Origin of the sequence: Knoellia sp. 3-2P3, assembly GCF_029223115.1 — a bacterium.
In the GTDB taxonomy this organism is placed as follows: domain Bacteria; phylum Actinomycetota; class Actinomycetes; order Actinomycetales; family Dermatophilaceae; genus Pedococcus_A.
Window position 1 is genome coordinate 23662 of sequence record NZ_JARGZE010000007.1, and the last position, 13925, is coordinate 37586.

12 protein-coding genes are annotated in these 13925 nt (G+C 73.9%); all 12 read right to left on the reverse strand.

The window, feature by feature from the left end; translation table 11 throughout:
• Positions 1 to 30: 30 nt before the first annotated feature.
• Positions 31 to 759 carry an SseB family protein gene (locus P0Y31_RS17520; protein WP_275871753.1) on the reverse strand — a complete coding sequence of 243 codons (729 nt, stop codon included), beginning with the start codon at positions 757 to 759 and terminating at the stop codon, positions 31 to 33.
• Positions 756 to 1178 (reverse strand): Rid family hydrolase, encoded by a 423-nt coding sequence (locus tag P0Y31_RS17525; protein WP_275871755.1) that lies wholly within the window; start codon positions 1176 to 1178, stop codon positions 756 to 758. The genes P0Y31_RS17520 and P0Y31_RS17525 overlap by 4 nt, the downstream gene beginning before the upstream one ends.
• Positions 1175 to 1912, reverse strand: coding sequence for a bifunctional 1-(5-phosphoribosyl)-5-((5-phosphoribosylamino)methylideneamino)imidazole-4-carboxamide isomerase/phosphoribosylanthranilate isomerase PriA (gene priA, locus P0Y31_RS17530; RefSeq protein WP_275871757.1), 738 nt, complete (start codon positions 1910 to 1912; stop codon positions 1175 to 1177). Before priA ends, P0Y31_RS17525 begins: the two co-directional genes overlap by 4 nt.
• A gap of 84 nt (positions 1913 to 1996) precedes the next feature.
• Complete coding sequence (gene hisH, locus P0Y31_RS17535; protein ID WP_275871759.1) at positions 1997 to 2641, reverse strand: imidazole glycerol phosphate synthase subunit HisH; 645 nt, start codon at positions 2639 to 2641, stop codon at positions 1997 to 1999.
• Complete coding sequence (locus P0Y31_RS17540; protein WP_275871761.1) at positions 2638 to 3276, reverse strand: hypothetical protein; 639 nt, start codon at positions 3274 to 3276, stop codon at positions 2638 to 2640. Before P0Y31_RS17540 ends, hisH begins: the two co-directional genes overlap by 4 nt.
• 3 nt (positions 3277 to 3279) lie before the next feature.
• Positions 3280 to 3888 carry an imidazoleglycerol-phosphate dehydratase HisB gene (hisB, locus tag P0Y31_RS17545; protein WP_275871763.1) on the reverse strand — a complete coding sequence of 203 codons (609 nt, stop codon included), beginning with the start codon at positions 3886 to 3888 and terminating at the stop codon, positions 3280 to 3282.
• Positions 3885 to 5081 carry a histidinol-phosphate transaminase gene (locus P0Y31_RS17550; protein ID WP_275871765.1) on the reverse strand — a complete coding sequence of 399 codons (1197 nt, stop codon included), beginning with the start codon at positions 5079 to 5081 and terminating at the stop codon, positions 3885 to 3887. The genes hisB and P0Y31_RS17550 overlap by 4 nt, the downstream gene beginning before the upstream one ends.
• A complete protein-coding gene (gene hisD / locus P0Y31_RS17555) occupies positions 5078 to 6409 on the reverse strand; it encodes a histidinol dehydrogenase (RefSeq protein WP_275871767.1) in 1332 nt (443 codons plus the stop codon). Before hisD ends, P0Y31_RS17550 begins: the two co-directional genes overlap by 4 nt.
• 96 nt (positions 6410 to 6505) lie before the next feature.
• Positions 6506 to 7762 carry an MFS transporter gene (locus P0Y31_RS17560; RefSeq protein ID WP_275871770.1) on the reverse strand — a complete coding sequence of 419 codons (1257 nt, stop codon included), beginning with the start codon at positions 7760 to 7762 and terminating at the stop codon, positions 6506 to 6508.
• 47 nt (positions 7763 to 7809) lie between these two features.
• Positions 7810 to 10839: a bifunctional [glutamine synthetase] adenylyltransferase/[glutamine synthetase]-adenylyl-L-tyrosine phosphorylase gene (locus P0Y31_RS17565; protein ID WP_275871772.1), complete on the reverse strand. Its 3030-nt coding sequence runs from the start codon at positions 10837 to 10839 to the stop codon at positions 7810 to 7812.
• 43 nt (positions 10840 to 10882) lie between these two features.
• On the reverse strand, positions 10883 to 12220 hold the full coding sequence (gene glnA / locus P0Y31_RS17570) for a type I glutamate--ammonia ligase (protein WP_275871774.1): 1338 nt from the start codon (positions 12218 to 12220) through the stop codon (positions 10883 to 10885).
• A gap of 55 nt (positions 12221 to 12275) precedes the next feature.
• Complete coding sequence (locus P0Y31_RS17575) at positions 12276 to 13823, reverse strand: NAD(P)/FAD-dependent oxidoreductase (protein ID WP_275871776.1); 1548 nt, start codon at positions 13821 to 13823, stop codon at positions 12276 to 12278.
• Positions 13824 to 13925 lie beyond the last annotated feature (102 nt).

Consider the following 13925-nt stretch of genomic DNA (forward strand, 5'->3'; position numbering starts at 1 on the left):
CCTTTTCCGCTCCCGCTTCAGCAGGGCGCGTCAGCGGATGGAGAAGGCCAGCCCGTCGACCCGCGCCCGCAGCTCGCCGTCGGTGGCCAGCCGCTCCCCCACCCGGGTGGCGATGGCCTGCACCTGCTCGGCCGTGAGGCCGGGCTCGAGCTCCAGGGTGACCGCGAGGACCCCGCGCCCCGCCGGCTGTCCGGCCCCGACCTCGTGCGCCCGCACCGACTCCTCGGGTCGGACCGCGGCGGCGACGGCGCGCTCGACCACCGGGTCCTCGTGGGCCGGGACCCAGTCGCGCTGCTGGGCCAGCGCCCAGACCATCGACGGGCGCAGCACCACGGTGCGCGGGCCTGCCACGTCGAGCACCATGACGTCGCAGCGCTCGGAGACGGCCGCCTGCGCGGCCCGGCTTGCGGTCACCGGCACGGGGCGGGCCTGCGGGTCCCATGCATGCAGGGTCTGCAGGCTCGTGAAGACGGGCAGGGCGCGCTGCCCGTCGGGTGCCACGAGGGTCACCGCAGCCATGTCGGTCTGCTTCTCGGCGACCAGGCCGCCGACCTCCTCGACGCTGACGGGCTCGGCGACGATGGGCACCAGCAGCCGTGCCGGAGCCACGGCAGCCATCAGGGCCGGCTCGTCGCCGGGGTGCTCGAGAGCGGCGACGAGGGCCGGGTCGGCCGCTCCCGTGTCGTCGTCGAAGCCGGTGCCCGTCAGCTCGCGGCCACCCCAGGGAACGCCCGCCGAGTCGTGCTGTCCGCCCGTCACGCCGGTGCCTCCCCGCCTGCGTCGGTCGCGGGCGCGCCCACGACGGCCTCGACCTCGACCTCGACGAGCAGCTCGGGCGAGATCAGCCCGGCGACGACGAGCATCGAGGCCGCCGGCCGCACACCGGCGAACAGCTCGCCGTGCACGTGTCCGACCGCCTCGGCGTCCCGGCGGTGCACGATGTACATCCGGGTCCGCACGACGTGCTCGACCGTCCCGCCCAGCGCCTCGACGGCCTCGACGGCGGTGCGAAAGGCGGTGCGGGCCTGACCGGCCGGGTCGCCGAGGTGCTGCGTGACGCCGTCCCGCACCGCCGTGCAGCCCGAGACGATGATGCGGTCGCCGGAGCGGACCGCACGCGAGTACGCGAAGGCGTCCTCCCAGGGGCCCCCGGTGCTGTGCCGCTGCACCTCGGTCACGGGCGGCCCGCCACGTCCAGGGCCGCGGGCAGCGTGAACGCGCCACGGTAGAGCGCCGACCCGACGATCGCCCCCTCCACGCCGAGCGGCACCAGCCCGCGGATGGCCTCGATGTCGGCGAGCGTCGACACCCCGCCGGAGGCGACGACCGGCCGGTCGGTGCGCTCGCACACCTCGCGCAGCAGCTCGAGGTTCGGCCCCTTCAGCATGCCGTCCTTGTTCACGTCGGTGACGACGTAGCGCGCGCAGCCCTCACGGTCGAGCCGCTCGAGGGTCTCCCACAGGTCGCCCCCGTCCTTGGTCCAGCCGCGGGCCGCGAGCGTGGTGCCCCGGACGTCGAGGCCGACAGCCACCCGGTCGCCGTGCTCGGCGATGGCGGCGGCGGTCCACTCCGGGTCCTCCAGCGCCGCGGTGCCGAGGTTGACCCGGCGGCAGCCGGTGGCGAGGGCCGCCTCGAGGGACTCACCGTCACGGATGCCCCCCGACATCTCGACCTTGATGTCGAGCCGGCCGACGATCTCGGCGAGCAGCTCGCGGTTGCTGCCCCGGCCGAACGCGGCGTCGAGGTCGACGAGGTGGAGCCACTCGGCCCCCTGGTCCTGCCACGCCTTGGCGGCCTCCCACGGGTCGCCGAACTGGCCGCCGGTGCCGGCCACGCCCTGCACCAGCTGCACGGCCTCACCTCCGGCCACGTCGACGGCGGGCAGGAGCTCGAGACGGGGGGCGTCGGTCATGTGTTTCCTCGGGTCGTGGTGGACGGTCGATCGGGGTCAGGAGCGGCGGTCCGGTATGCCGCGGGCGGAGGCAGCCGCCCGGCGTCACCGGAGGGTGCGCACCCAGTTCTCGAGCAGGGCGAGTCCTGCCTCACCCGACTTCTCGGGGTGGAACTGGGTCGCCGACAGCGGGCCGTTCTCGACGGCGGCGACGAAGTCACCGCCGTGGTGGGCCCAGGTGACCCGGGGGGCCACGGCGGCCATGTGCCCGGAGGGCTCGGCCATGGTCCACTCCTGCACGGCATACGAGTGGACGAAGTAGAAGCGCTCGTCCTCGACGCCCTGGAAGAGGCGGGAACCGGTCGGCGGGCGGACGGTGGACCAGCCCATGTGGGGCACGACGTCGGCCTTGAGCCGTGCCACCGTGCCGGGCCACTCCGACAGCCCCGGCTCGGGGTGGGCACTCGGCTCGTCGGAGCCGTCGAACATCACCTGCATGCCGACGCAGATGCCGAGCACCGGACGGCCGCCCGCGAGACGCGTCTCGATGAGCAGGGGTCCGCCGGCGCGGCGCAGACCTGCCATGCAGGCGTGGAAGTTGCCCACCCCCGGCACGAAGAGGCCCGCCGCGGACAGGGCCGCCTCGCGGTCGGCGGTCAGCTCGACGTCCGCCCCCACGTGCTCGAGGGCGCGGACGGCGGAGCGGACGTTGCCGCTCCCGTAGTCGAGCACGACGACTCGGGGGTTCATGAGGACTCCTGTCCCGTCTCGGCACGATGGCGTGCCTCTTCCAGCATGAGGGCGTCGAAGCGGGCGACGACACGGTGGTCCGGCTCCACCAGCTCGCCCTCCCCGCTCGGGTCGGCGTCGACGAGGAGCCCACCCCCGGGCAGGCCGAGCAGCGTCATCAGGTCGCCCAGCATGCCGAGCGCGTCGCCGCTGCCGTCGCGCAGCAGGGCGCCCACCGTGGAGGAGACCCCGCGGGTGCCCGCCCCCGCTGCCGTCAGCAGGTCGCCGGGCCGCGCCACGCGCAGGCCCGGCGCCCGGGCGGCCCCCCGGCCCGGCTGCCAGACGACCCAGCGCTGGACCGCACGCCAGCCCTGGCCCTGCACCATCACCACGGCACGGCCGTCGATGGCGAACAGCCCGAGGGCAGCGCGCAGCCGGTGCGCGACGGGCCGGGAGGCCAGGACGGTCAACGCGTCGTCGTAGGGCGCCATGGCCCGCGAGGTCGGCTCCGCCGGGAGGACGGCCGTCCACGACGGCAGGGGGACGACACGGGTGGCGACCAGCCCACGCGCCGCCCACCGGGCCACGTGCTCCGGCTCACCGCGCAGCAGGAGCACCCCCCGCCCGTGGCGCGCCGACTGCCACGGCACGCTCACGGCCTACAGGCTGCCCTTCGCGCTGGGGATGCCGCTCACGCGCGGGTCGCGCGCCACGGCCGCCCGCAGCGCCCGGGCAACCGCCTTGAACTGCGCCTCGACGATGTGGTGGGGGTCGCGGCCGGCGAGCACGCGCACGTGCAGGGCGATGCCCGCGTGGTAGGCGAACGACTCGAGGACGTGCCGGGTCAGCGAGCCCACGTAGTTGCCGCCGATGACGACGTACTCCTGCCCCTCGGGCTCGCCCGTGTGCACGACGTACGGACGGCCGGCCACGTCGACAACCGCCTGCACGAGCGCCTCGTCGAGCGGCACGGTGGCGTCGCCGAACCGGGAGATGCCCCGCTTGTCGCCGAGCGCCTCGCGGACCGCGTCACCGAGCACGATGGCGACGTCCTCGACCGTGTGGTGGGCGTCGACGTCGACGTCACCGGTGGCCTTGACCCGCAGGTCGATGAGCGAGTGCTTGGCCAGCGACAGCAGCATGTGGTCGTAGAAGCGCACGCCGGTGCTCACCTCGCCGACCCCGCTGCCGTCGAGGTTCAGCTCGAGCTCGACGCTGCTCTCGGAGGTGGTCCGGCTCAGTGACGCGATGCGGTCGGGGCTGCTCATGCGGGGCGCTCCTGTGCGGTGGCGGGCACGGTCTCGTGTCCGGGGACGTTGGCGGGGGTCGGGTCGCCGGCGGTGCCGGCGGAGGACAGCAGCTCGGGGACGACCTCCGCCATCGCCGCCAGGAAGGCGTCGGTCTCGGCCGGGGTGCCGGCCGTGACTCGAAGGTAGTGGGGGATGCCGACGTCGCGGACCAGGACGCCCCGGTCGAGCAGCGCCTGCCAGGCCGCCGCGGAGTCCGGGAGCCCACCGAAGAACACGAAGTTGGCGTCGCTCGGCACCGGGTCGAGCCCCAGCTCGCGCAGCCCGTCGACGATGCGGTCGCGCTGGCGCTTGATGACCGCGACCGTCGAGAGCATCTCCGGTGCGTGCCGCAGCGCGGCCAGCGCGATCGCCTGGGTGGGCGTCGACAGGTGGTAGGGCAGGCGCACCAGCCGCAGCATGTCGGTGAGCGCCGGCGCCGCGGCCAGGTAGCCGAGCCGGCCGCCCGCGAACGCGAAGGCCTTGCTCATGGTGCGCGTCACGACGAGGCGCTCGCGCCCCTCGAGCAGGGTCAGGGCGCTCGGCACCCCCTCGCGGGCGAACTCCTCGTAGGCCTCGTCGACCACCACGACGGCGTCCGTCGCCGCGTCGTGGACCGCCTCGACCAGCTCCAGCGACAGTGCCGTGCCCGTCGGGTTGTTGGGCGAGCAGAGGAACACGACGTTGGGCTGGTGCTCGCGCACCTGCGCGACGGCCGACTCCACCGTGAGGTCGAACGGCGCATCCGCCCCGATGCCCCGCTCACCGTCCACCCACCGGGTGCCGACGGTCTCGCTGATGATGGGGTGCATGGAGTATGCCGGCGTGAAGCCGAGCGCGGTGCGGCCCGGGCCACCGAAGGCCTGGAGGATGTGCTGCAGCACCTCGTTGGACCCGTTGCCGGCCCAGACCTCCTCAGGCGTGACCTCCACACCGGAGGTCGAGCTGAGGTAGCCGGCCAGCGCGGTGCGCAGCTCGGTGAACTCGCGGTCCGGGTAGCGGTTGAGGTGCGGCGCGACCTCGGCGACCGCGGCGGTGATGTCGCGCACCACGTCGTCGGGCACCGGGTAGGAGTTCTCGTTGGTGTTGAGACGCACGGCGACGTCGAGCTGGGGCGCGCCGTAGGCGGTCTTGCCGCGCAGGTCGGGGCGCAGCAGCTCCCGCAGCCGGCTCACAGCGCGTCGCCGAAGCGGGCGGTGACCGCCTCGCCGTGGGCCGGGAGGTCCTCGGCCTGGGCCAGGGTCACCACGTGGTGGGCGACCTCTCGCAGTGCCGACTCGTCGTAGGTCACGACGTGGATGCCGCGCAGGAACGACTGCACCGACAGGCCACTGCTGTGCACCGCGCACCCGCCGGTGGGCAGCACGTGGTTGGAGCCCGCGGCGTAGTCGCCGAGGCTGACCGGGGCCCACGCCCCGACGAAGACCGCCCCGGCGTTGCGGACCCCGGCGGCGACCGCCGCGGCGTCACGTGTCTGGATCTCGAGGTGCTCCGCGGCATACGCGTTGACCACGGCCAGCCCGGCCTCGACGTCGTCGACGAGCACCGTGCCCGACTGCCGCCCGGTGAGGGCGGTGCGGACCCGTTCGGTGTGCTTCGTCTGGGCGACGCGGCGCTCGAGGGCGGCCTCGACCCGCTCGACGAGGTCGGGGCTGTCGGTGACCAGCACGGAGGCCGCCAGCGGGTCGTGCTCGGCCTGGCTGATGAGGTCGGAGGCGACGTGCTCGGCGTCGGCGGTGTCGTCGGCGAGGATCGCGATCTCGGTGGGGCCGGCCTCGGCGTCGATGCCGATCAGGCCCTTGAGCAGGCGCTTGGCGGCGGCGACGTAGATGTTGCCCGGACCGGTGACGAGGCTGACCGGCTCACAGGTCTCATCGGCGTCGTCGAAGCCGTAGGCGAACGCGGCCACGGCCTGGGCGCCGCCCACGGCATACACCTCGTCGACGCCGAGCAGGGCGCACGCGGCGAGGATGGTCGGGTGCGGGTAGCCGGCGAAGACGCCGCTGTTCTCCCGCTGCGGAGGGCTGGCGACGGCGAGGGAACCGACGCCGGCGGCCTGGGCGGGGACGACGTTCATGACGACGCTGGAGGGGTAGACCGCCAGGCCCCCCGGCACGTAGAGGCCGACCCGGTCGACGGGCACCCAGCGCTCGGTGACCTGGCCACCCGGCACGACCTCGGTCGTGGTGTCGGTGCGCCGCTGGTCGGCGTGCACGACCCGGGCTCGGCGGATCGACTCCTCCAGGGCTGCGCGGACGGCGGGGTCGAGGGCCTCGAGGGCGGCGGACAGCACCTCGGAGGGCACCCGCAGCGAGTGGGGGCGCACGCCGTCGAAGCGCTCCCCCAGCTCGTAGAGCGCCTCGGCTCCACGATGACGCACGGCCTCGCAGATCGGGCGCACCGTCTCCAGTGCCGCCTCGACGTCGAACTCGGCGCGTGGCAGGGCCTGACGCAGCTCCCGCGTGCTGAGCACGCGGCCGCGCAGGTCGATCGTGGACATCATGGGCACGATTCTAGGCGGCGCCGGCGGGCCCCTGGTCCGCGGTCCAGCCTCCGGGAGGCGGTGGCCGTGGTGACCGCCGTTGCGGCCGGGCAGGCCTCACGCAGCGCGGGAGGTGCCCTCGGGGAGGCTGAAGGTGCGGTGCACCGCGTCGGCCAGCTCGGTGCGCGGCCAGCGCGCGGCGACCAGCACCAGGCCGCCGAGGCTGGCGATCGCGCAGACACCGATGGCGGCCGCCGGGGTGGTGTGCTGGGAGATCCACCCCGCAAGCAGGTAGAACGCGCCGGTCGCGGCCACGGACAGGGCGCCGGCGAGGCCGAAGACCCGGCCGCGCAGCTCGGCGGGCACCATGAGGGTGAACGTGGACTGCAGCGGCAGCATGTAGGCCTGCAGGGCGCCGCAGGCGAACCAGGCGCCCCAGATGGCCGGCAGCGGCGGCTCGAACACGGTCACCAGCAGCGGCAGCGGCATCACCAGTGCCATGGCCAGGACGGAGCGGTTCTGCTCCTCGGCGCCGAACCGGCTCACCACGAGCAGGCCAACGACCGCGCCCAGGATCGGGGCCGCCATGAGCATGCCGCCCCAGCCGGGCTGGTCGGTGTGGGTGTTGACGTAGGGGATCGCGACGGCCTCGGGAGCGGCCATCGCCAGGGTGCTCGTGATGCTGAGCAGCAGCAGCGAGGTGAGCACCCGGTTGTGGAACAGGTGGCGCCCACCCTCGAGGACGTCGCGCACGAACCCGGAGATGCCTTCCTGGGCCATGCCGACGGGGTCACGTCGCGGCACCACCACGGCGAGCACCGCCGCGGCAACGAGGAACGTGACGAGGTCGAAGAACAGGCCCTGCACCGGGCTGGTCATCGTCACCACCAGGCCACCGACGGCCAGGCCGATCGCCTGGTTGGTCTGCTCGGCGAGGGTGGTGAGCCCGAAGGCCTTGCTGTAGAGGCGCCGGTCGGTGAAGAGGTCGGTGAGCAGCATCTGGTTGGCCGCGACCGTCGGCCCGCCCGCGAGCTCGAGGAGGAACAGCAGCACCAGCAGCAGGCCCACCGGCGCCGACGACACGGTGGCCGCCAGCAGCGCGATGACGAAAGCCGCCCGCACCAGGTGGCTGCCGATGAGCACGTACTTGTAGGGCAGCCGGTCGGCGAAGGGCGAGAGCACCATGCGGCCGAAGACACTCGGGAGCATCGAGACGGCGAAGGTGGCGGCGGTGGCCACGGCGGACCCGGTGCGCTCGAACACCACTGCCGCCACGGTGATCCGCGCGATGTAGTCGCCCCAGGTCGACAGGGACGAGGCGAGGAAGAACGGAAGGAACGCGGGTACCCGCAAGACCTCCCTGTAGGACGGCACACCGTCCCCCCTCCAGCCCCTCTGCCGCATGGGCGAACCGTACCCCCCTAACGGGCCTCGTAAAAGTCGACTTCGACAACTGCCCTGGCGCGTCGCGCGACCCGCCGGTAGGTCTCGGCGAGCTCGCCGCCACTGCCCGGCTCCATCCCCATGATCCGGCTGACGCCGTCGGCGACCCGCAGGTCGGACGGCACGCCCTCGACCGGACGGCCGCGGAACAGGACGGACGCGTTGCGCATGCGGGACGCGAGCGTCCACGCCGCGCGCAGGTCGTCGGCGTGGGACGCGTCGATGAGCTTCGCGTCGACCGCGGCCGCCAGCGCCCCCAGGGTCGAGGTCGTCCGCAGTCCCGGGACGTGGTGCGCGTGGCACATCTGGAGCAGCTGCACCGTCCACTCCACGTCGCTCAGCCCGCCCCTGCCCAGCTTGAAGTGCGTCTTGGGGTCGGCGCCGCGGGGCAGCCGCTCGGCCTCCATGCGGGCCTTGAGCCGCCGGATCTCGCGCACCTCCTGGGGGCCGAGGCCGCCTTCGGGCCAGCGCAGCGGGTCGATGAGCTCCACGAAGCGCCGCCCGAGCTCCGGGTCGCCGGCGATCGGACGGGCCCGCAACAGCGCCTGTGACTCCCAGGTCAGGGACCAGCGCTCGTAGTAGGCGCGGTAGCTGTCGAGGCTGCGCACCAGCGGGCCGTTCTTGCCCTCCGGGCGCAGGTCGGCGTCGAGGCCCAGCTGCGGGTCCGGGCCCTGGCTGCCGAGCAGGCGGCGCAGCTCCTGCACCACCTCCAGTGCCTGGGCCTGCGCCTCGTCCTCGGAGGCGCCGTCGCGCGGCTGGTGGACGAACATGACGTCGGCGTCGCTGCCGTAGCCGGTCTCGGCCCCGCCGAGCCGGCCCATCCCGACGACGAGCACGGAGGTGACGAGCCGGCCGCCGCTGCGTTCGGCGACCACGCGCTGGGCCACGTCGAGGCTCGTCTCGACCAGCGCCGACGTCACGTCGCTCAGGGCTCCCCCGACGCCCTCGAGGTCGAGCTGGCCGGTCAGGTCGGCCACCGCGATCCGGAAGAGCTCGTGCCGGCGCACGCTGCGGGCCGCGTGCACCGCGCGCTCGGGGTCGCCCTTGCGCCCGGCGGCCGCCGCCATCCGGCGCAGCAGGTCCTCTCGCGCCAGCGGGGCGAGCCCGCCGCTCTCCCCCAGGATCGCGACGGCCTCCGGCGCGCCCATGAGCAGGTCGGCGGCGTAGCGGCTGCGGGCGAGGGTGTGGGCCAGGCGTTCTGCGGCCGAGCCCTCGTCGCGCAGGAGGCGCAGGTACCAGTGCGTGGAGCCGAGGTCGTCGCTCACCTTGCGGAACGCGAGCAGGCCGCCGTCGGGGTCGGCCTCGTCGGCGAACCAGCCGAGCATCACCGGCAGGAGGGTCCGCTGGATCGCCGCCCGGCGGCTCACCCCCGCCGTCAGCGCCTCGAGGTGGCGCATGGCCCCGGCCGGGTCGCGGAAACCGAGCGCCGCGAGCCGCTCGCGCGCCGCCTCCGGCGCCAGACGGGCCTCGGAGGTGCTCAGCCGCGCCACGGCGGCGAGCAGCGGCCGGTAGAACAGCCGTTCGTGGATCCGGCGGACCTCGCGGGCCTGCTGCTGCCACCGGGCGACCACCTCGGACTGCGCCTCCCGGCGGTAGCCCAGGCCTCGTCCCAGGCGGCGCAGGTCGGCTTCGGCCGTCGGCATGAGGTGGGTGCGCCGGAGCCGGTGGAGCTGGATGCGGTGCTCGAGGGTGCGCAGGAAACGGTAGCTCTCGTCGAGCGCCGCCGCGTCGTCGCGGCCGACGTAGCCGCCGCGGGCCAGGGCCCCTAGCGCCTCGAGGGTGGTGCCCGAGCGCAGCGAGTCGTCGGCCCTGCCGTGCACCAGCTGGAGCAGCTGCACGCTGAACTCGACGTCGCGCAGCCCGCCTGGGCCCAGCTTCAGCTGCCGCTCGGCCTCTGCGGCCGGCACGTGCTGCTCGACCCGGCGGCGCATCGCCTGCACGTCCTCGACGAAGTTCTCCCGCGAGGCGGCCTGCCAGACGAGCGGGCTGACGGCCTCGAGGTACTCCTCGCCGAGCGCGCGGTCGCCGGCCACGGGGCGGGCCTTGAGCAGGGCCTGGAACTCCCAGGTCTTGGCCCACCGCTCGTAGTACGCGCGGTGGCTGGCGACGGTCCGCACGAGCGGGCCCTGCTTGCCCTCGGGGCGCAGCGCGGCGTCGACGGGCCAGAGCACGCCCGCGGCGGTCGAGGTGGAGCAGGCGCGCATGAGGTGCGTCGCCAGCGCGGTCGCCGCCGCCAGGGCGGTGGTCTCGTCGGCGCCGTCGGCCGGTTCGGCCACGAAGATGACGTCGACGTCGCTGACGTAGTTGAGCTCGCGACCACCCGTCTTGCCCATGCCGATGACCGCGAGCCGGCAGGCGTCTGCCTGCGCGCCCAGCTCCGCCCGGGCGATGACGAGCGCCGCCTCCAGGGCGGCCTCGGCCAGGTCGGCCAGGGCCGCGGCGGTCTCCGGCAGGGTCTGCGCCGGCCCGTGGGACGTCAGGTCCAGGGCCGCGATGCCGAGCAGCTCGCGTCGATAGCCCACGCGCAGGGCGTCGTATGCCGTGGCCTCGCCGTGGGTGCGCACCGCCTCGGTGAGGTGCTGCACCCGTTGGGCGACCGTGCGCGGCTGCGCCTCGGTGACGTCCCGCCAGTGCTCGGGGTGGGCGACGAGGTGGTCGGCCAACGCCGTGGAGGCGCCGAGCACCGCGAGCAGCCGGTCGCGCTCGGGCCCGCGGTGGCGCAGGGCGGCGATGAGCCCCGAGAGCGAGGCCTCCGGGCCGGCGTCGACGTCGCGACGGCGCGGCTCGTCGGCCCGCACCGCCTCCATGAGCCGCACCAGGCTGAGCAGCGCCAGGTCGGGGTCGGAGGTGCCGCCCAGGGCATCGGGCAGCCCGTCGCTGAAGACGTCGTCGAGCGGGTCGACGAGCCCGCCCAGTGCGGGGTCCGCGAGGAGCTGCTCGGCACGAGCCGCCTCCGCGAAGCCCAGTCGCGCCAGAGTGGCGGCGCGGGAGGGCTGGCGGGAGCTCACGTCCCCAACCTAGCGGGGGCGCGGGGGCCTCTCCGGTCCGGGCTCAGAGACCGGGCAGGTAGCGCTTGAGCTCGAACGGCGTGATCTCGCCGCGGTAGTCGTCCCACTCGGCGCGCTTGTTGCGCAGGAAGAAGTCGAAGACGTGCTCGCCGAGGGTGTCGGCCACCAGCTCGCTCTTCTCCATCACGCCGATCGCCTCGTGCAGCGTGGACGGCAGCGGCTCGATGCCCATGGCCCGGCGCTCCGAGCCGGTCAGGCCCCACACGTCGTCCTCGGTCTCCGGGGGGAGGTCGTAGTCCTCCTCGATGCCCTTGAGCCCGGCGGCGAGGATGACGGCGAAGGCGAGGTAGGGGTTGCACGCCGAGTCGAGGGTGCGCAGCTCGACACGGCTGCTCTGGCCCTTGGCCGGCTTGTACATGGGCACACGCACCATGGCGCTGCGGTTGTTGTGCCCCCACGTCAGGTGCGCCGGCGCCTCACCGCCGCCCCAGAGGCGCTTGTACGAGTTCACCCACTGGTTGGTGACGGCCGTGATCTCGGCCCCGTGGCGCAGCAGGCCTGCGATGAACTGCCGTCCCACCTTGGAGAGCTGGTAGGGCGCACCGGCCTCGTAGAAGGCGTTGCTCTCGCCGTCGAAGAGCGACATGTGGGTGTGCATGCCCGACCCCGGGTAGTCGGAGAACGGCTTGGGCATGAAGGAGGCGAAGATGCCCTGCTCGAGCGCGACCTCCTTGATGACCGTCCGGAAGGTCATGATGTTGTCGGCCGTCGAGAGCGCGTCCGCGTAGCGCAGGTCGATCTCGTTCTGGCCCGGCGCGCCCTCGTGGTGGCTGAACTCGACCGAGATGCCCATCGACTCCAGCATCGTGATCGCCGCGCGGCGGAAGTCGTGGCCCGTGCCGTGCGGGACGTGGTCGAAGTAGCCGGCCTGGTCGACGGGCTCGGGCTGCTCGCCCGCCCTGAACCCCTGCTTGAGGAGGAAGAACTCGATCTCCGGGTGGGTGTAGAAGGTGAACCCCAGGTCGGCCGCTCGGCCCAGAGCCCGCTGCAGGACGTGCCGGGGGTCGGCCCAGCTCGGGGTGCCGTCCGGGAGCGTGATGTCGCAGAACATCCGTGCGGTGCCCGGGCTCTCGCCGCGCCAGGGCAGCACCTGGAACGTCGACGGGTCGGGCTTGGCCAGCATGTCGGCCTCGTAGACCCGGGCGAAGCCCTCGATCGCCGAGCCGTCGAAGCCGATGCCCTCCGCGAAGGCGCCCTCGAGCTCGGCGGGGGCGACCGCCACGGACTTGAGCGTCCCGAGCACGTCGGTGAACCACAGCCGCACGAAGCGGATGTCGCGCTCCTCGATGGTGCGGAGGACGAACTCCTGCTGACGATCCATGTGACGAATCCTGCCCTACTCGTGTTTCCGGGTCGTTACGGCACCGCCGGGCGGCTCAGCCGCCCAGGACCGCCTGGGCCGCGTTGTGCCCGGGTATGCCGGACACCCCGCCTCCGCGGCGCGCCCCGGCCCCGGCGAGCAGCACCTTCTCGTACGGCGTCTCCACACCCCAGCGGCCGACCTCGTCGGCCGACTCGGCCCACGGCCACTGCAGCGAACGGTGGAAGATGTTCCCACCAGGCAGGCCGATGTCCTGCTCGAGCTCCACCGGTGTCCTGGCCTCCAGGCAGAACGCACCGTCGGCGTCGCGCAGGAGCACGTCCTGGATCGGTTCTGCCAGCACGGAGTTGAGCGACTCGAGCGTGTGGCTGAGGGCGAGGTCGCGCATCTCGTCGTGGTCCTCGCGGAACAGCCGGGCCGGCATGTGGAGGCCGAACAGCGTCAGGGTCTGCGCGTCGGACGCAGCCAGGTCGGCGCCCAGGATGCTGCGGTCGGAGAGGCTGTGGCAGTAGATCTCGCACGGCGGCAGCCGAGGCACGTGCCCGCTCGCCGCAACGGCATACGCGTCCTGGAGCTGTTGGTAGCCCTCGTTGATGTGGAAGGTGCCGGCGAAGGCGGCAGCCGGGTCGGCGTGCGGGTCCCTGAGGCGGGGCAGGCGCGACAGCAGCATGTTGACCTTCAGCTGGGCTCCCTCCGGCGCTGCCTCGGTCGGCACCGGGTCCGCCCCCCCGGCCCGGAGCAGCTCGTTGAGCACCACAGGCGCGCAGGCGGCGAGCACCGCCCCGGCCCGGGCGGATCCGCCCTCCCACGTCACTTCCCCATCCGGGGTGACGCTGAGGGCCCGCGCACTCGTGCGGATGTCGGCGCCCGCGTCGGCGGCTGCCCCGGCGAGGGCGCTGGTGAGGGCTCCCATGCCACCGACGGGCACGTCCCAGTCGCCGGTTCCGCCGCCGATGAGGTGGTAGAGGAAGCAGACGTTCTGGCGCAGGTCCGCGCCCCGCAGGTCGGCGAACGTGCCGATCAGCGCGTCGGTGGCGACGATGCCGCGCAGGGTGTCGTCGGCGAAGGTCTCCTCCAGCAGCTCGCCGAGCGGTCGCTGGGTCACCGCCCGCCAGAGCTCGTCGTCGCCGACCCGCTCGGCCAGCTCGTCGGCGGAGCGCAGCGGCTCGAGCACCGTCGGGAAGACGGCACGGGCCAGGCCCGCCATCCGGTCGTAGAACTGCTCCCACTGGCGGTGGGCGTCCTCCGAGCCGGTCAGGGCGGCGAACGCCCGGGCCGTGGCGGCGGGGTCACCGTTGTCGACGAGCACCGAGCGGCGCGGGTCCGCCGGCAGCGGCGTGAACGAGGAGTACCGGCGCCGGATCAGGTGCAGGTCGAGGTCGAGGTCGGTGACGACCTGGTGCGGCAGGAGCGAGACGAGGTAGCTGTACCGCGAGAGACGGGCGTCGACCCCCGGGAAGGCCTGCGCCGAGACCGCGGCACCCCCGACATGGTCGGCAGCCTCGAGGACGAGCACCCGCCTGCCGGCCCGCGCCAGGTAGGCCGCGGCGGTCAGCCCGTTGTGCCCTGCACCGATGACGACGTCGTCGTAGTCGTGGTTCACGCCGCCCACCCTAGGGCGGCAGGGCGCGCTACCGGGCTCGCACGCGCAGGAACGACAGACCGGGACGCGGGCGGGGCCCCGGGATGTCTCCCGGGGCCCCGC

Coding starts and splice junctions, on each gene's coding strand:
- priA (WP_275871757.1), bottom strand. CDS start 1,912: ATGACCGACGCCCCCCGTCTCGAGCTCCTGCCCGCCGTCGACGTGGCC.
- hisH (WP_275871759.1), bottom strand. CDS start 2,641: ATGAACCCCCGAGTCGTCGTGCTCGACTACGGGAGCGGCAACGTCCGC.
- hisB (WP_275871763.1), bottom strand. CDS start 3,888: ATGAGCAGCCCCGACCGCATCGCGTCACTGAGCCGGACCACCTCCGAG.
- hisD (WP_275871767.1), bottom strand. CDS start 6,409: ATGATGTCCACGATCGACCTGCGCGGCCGCGTGCTCAGCACGCGGGAG.
- glnA (WP_275871774.1), bottom strand. CDS start 12,220: ATGGATCGTCAGCAGGAGTTCGTCCTCCGCACCATCGAGGAGCGCGAC.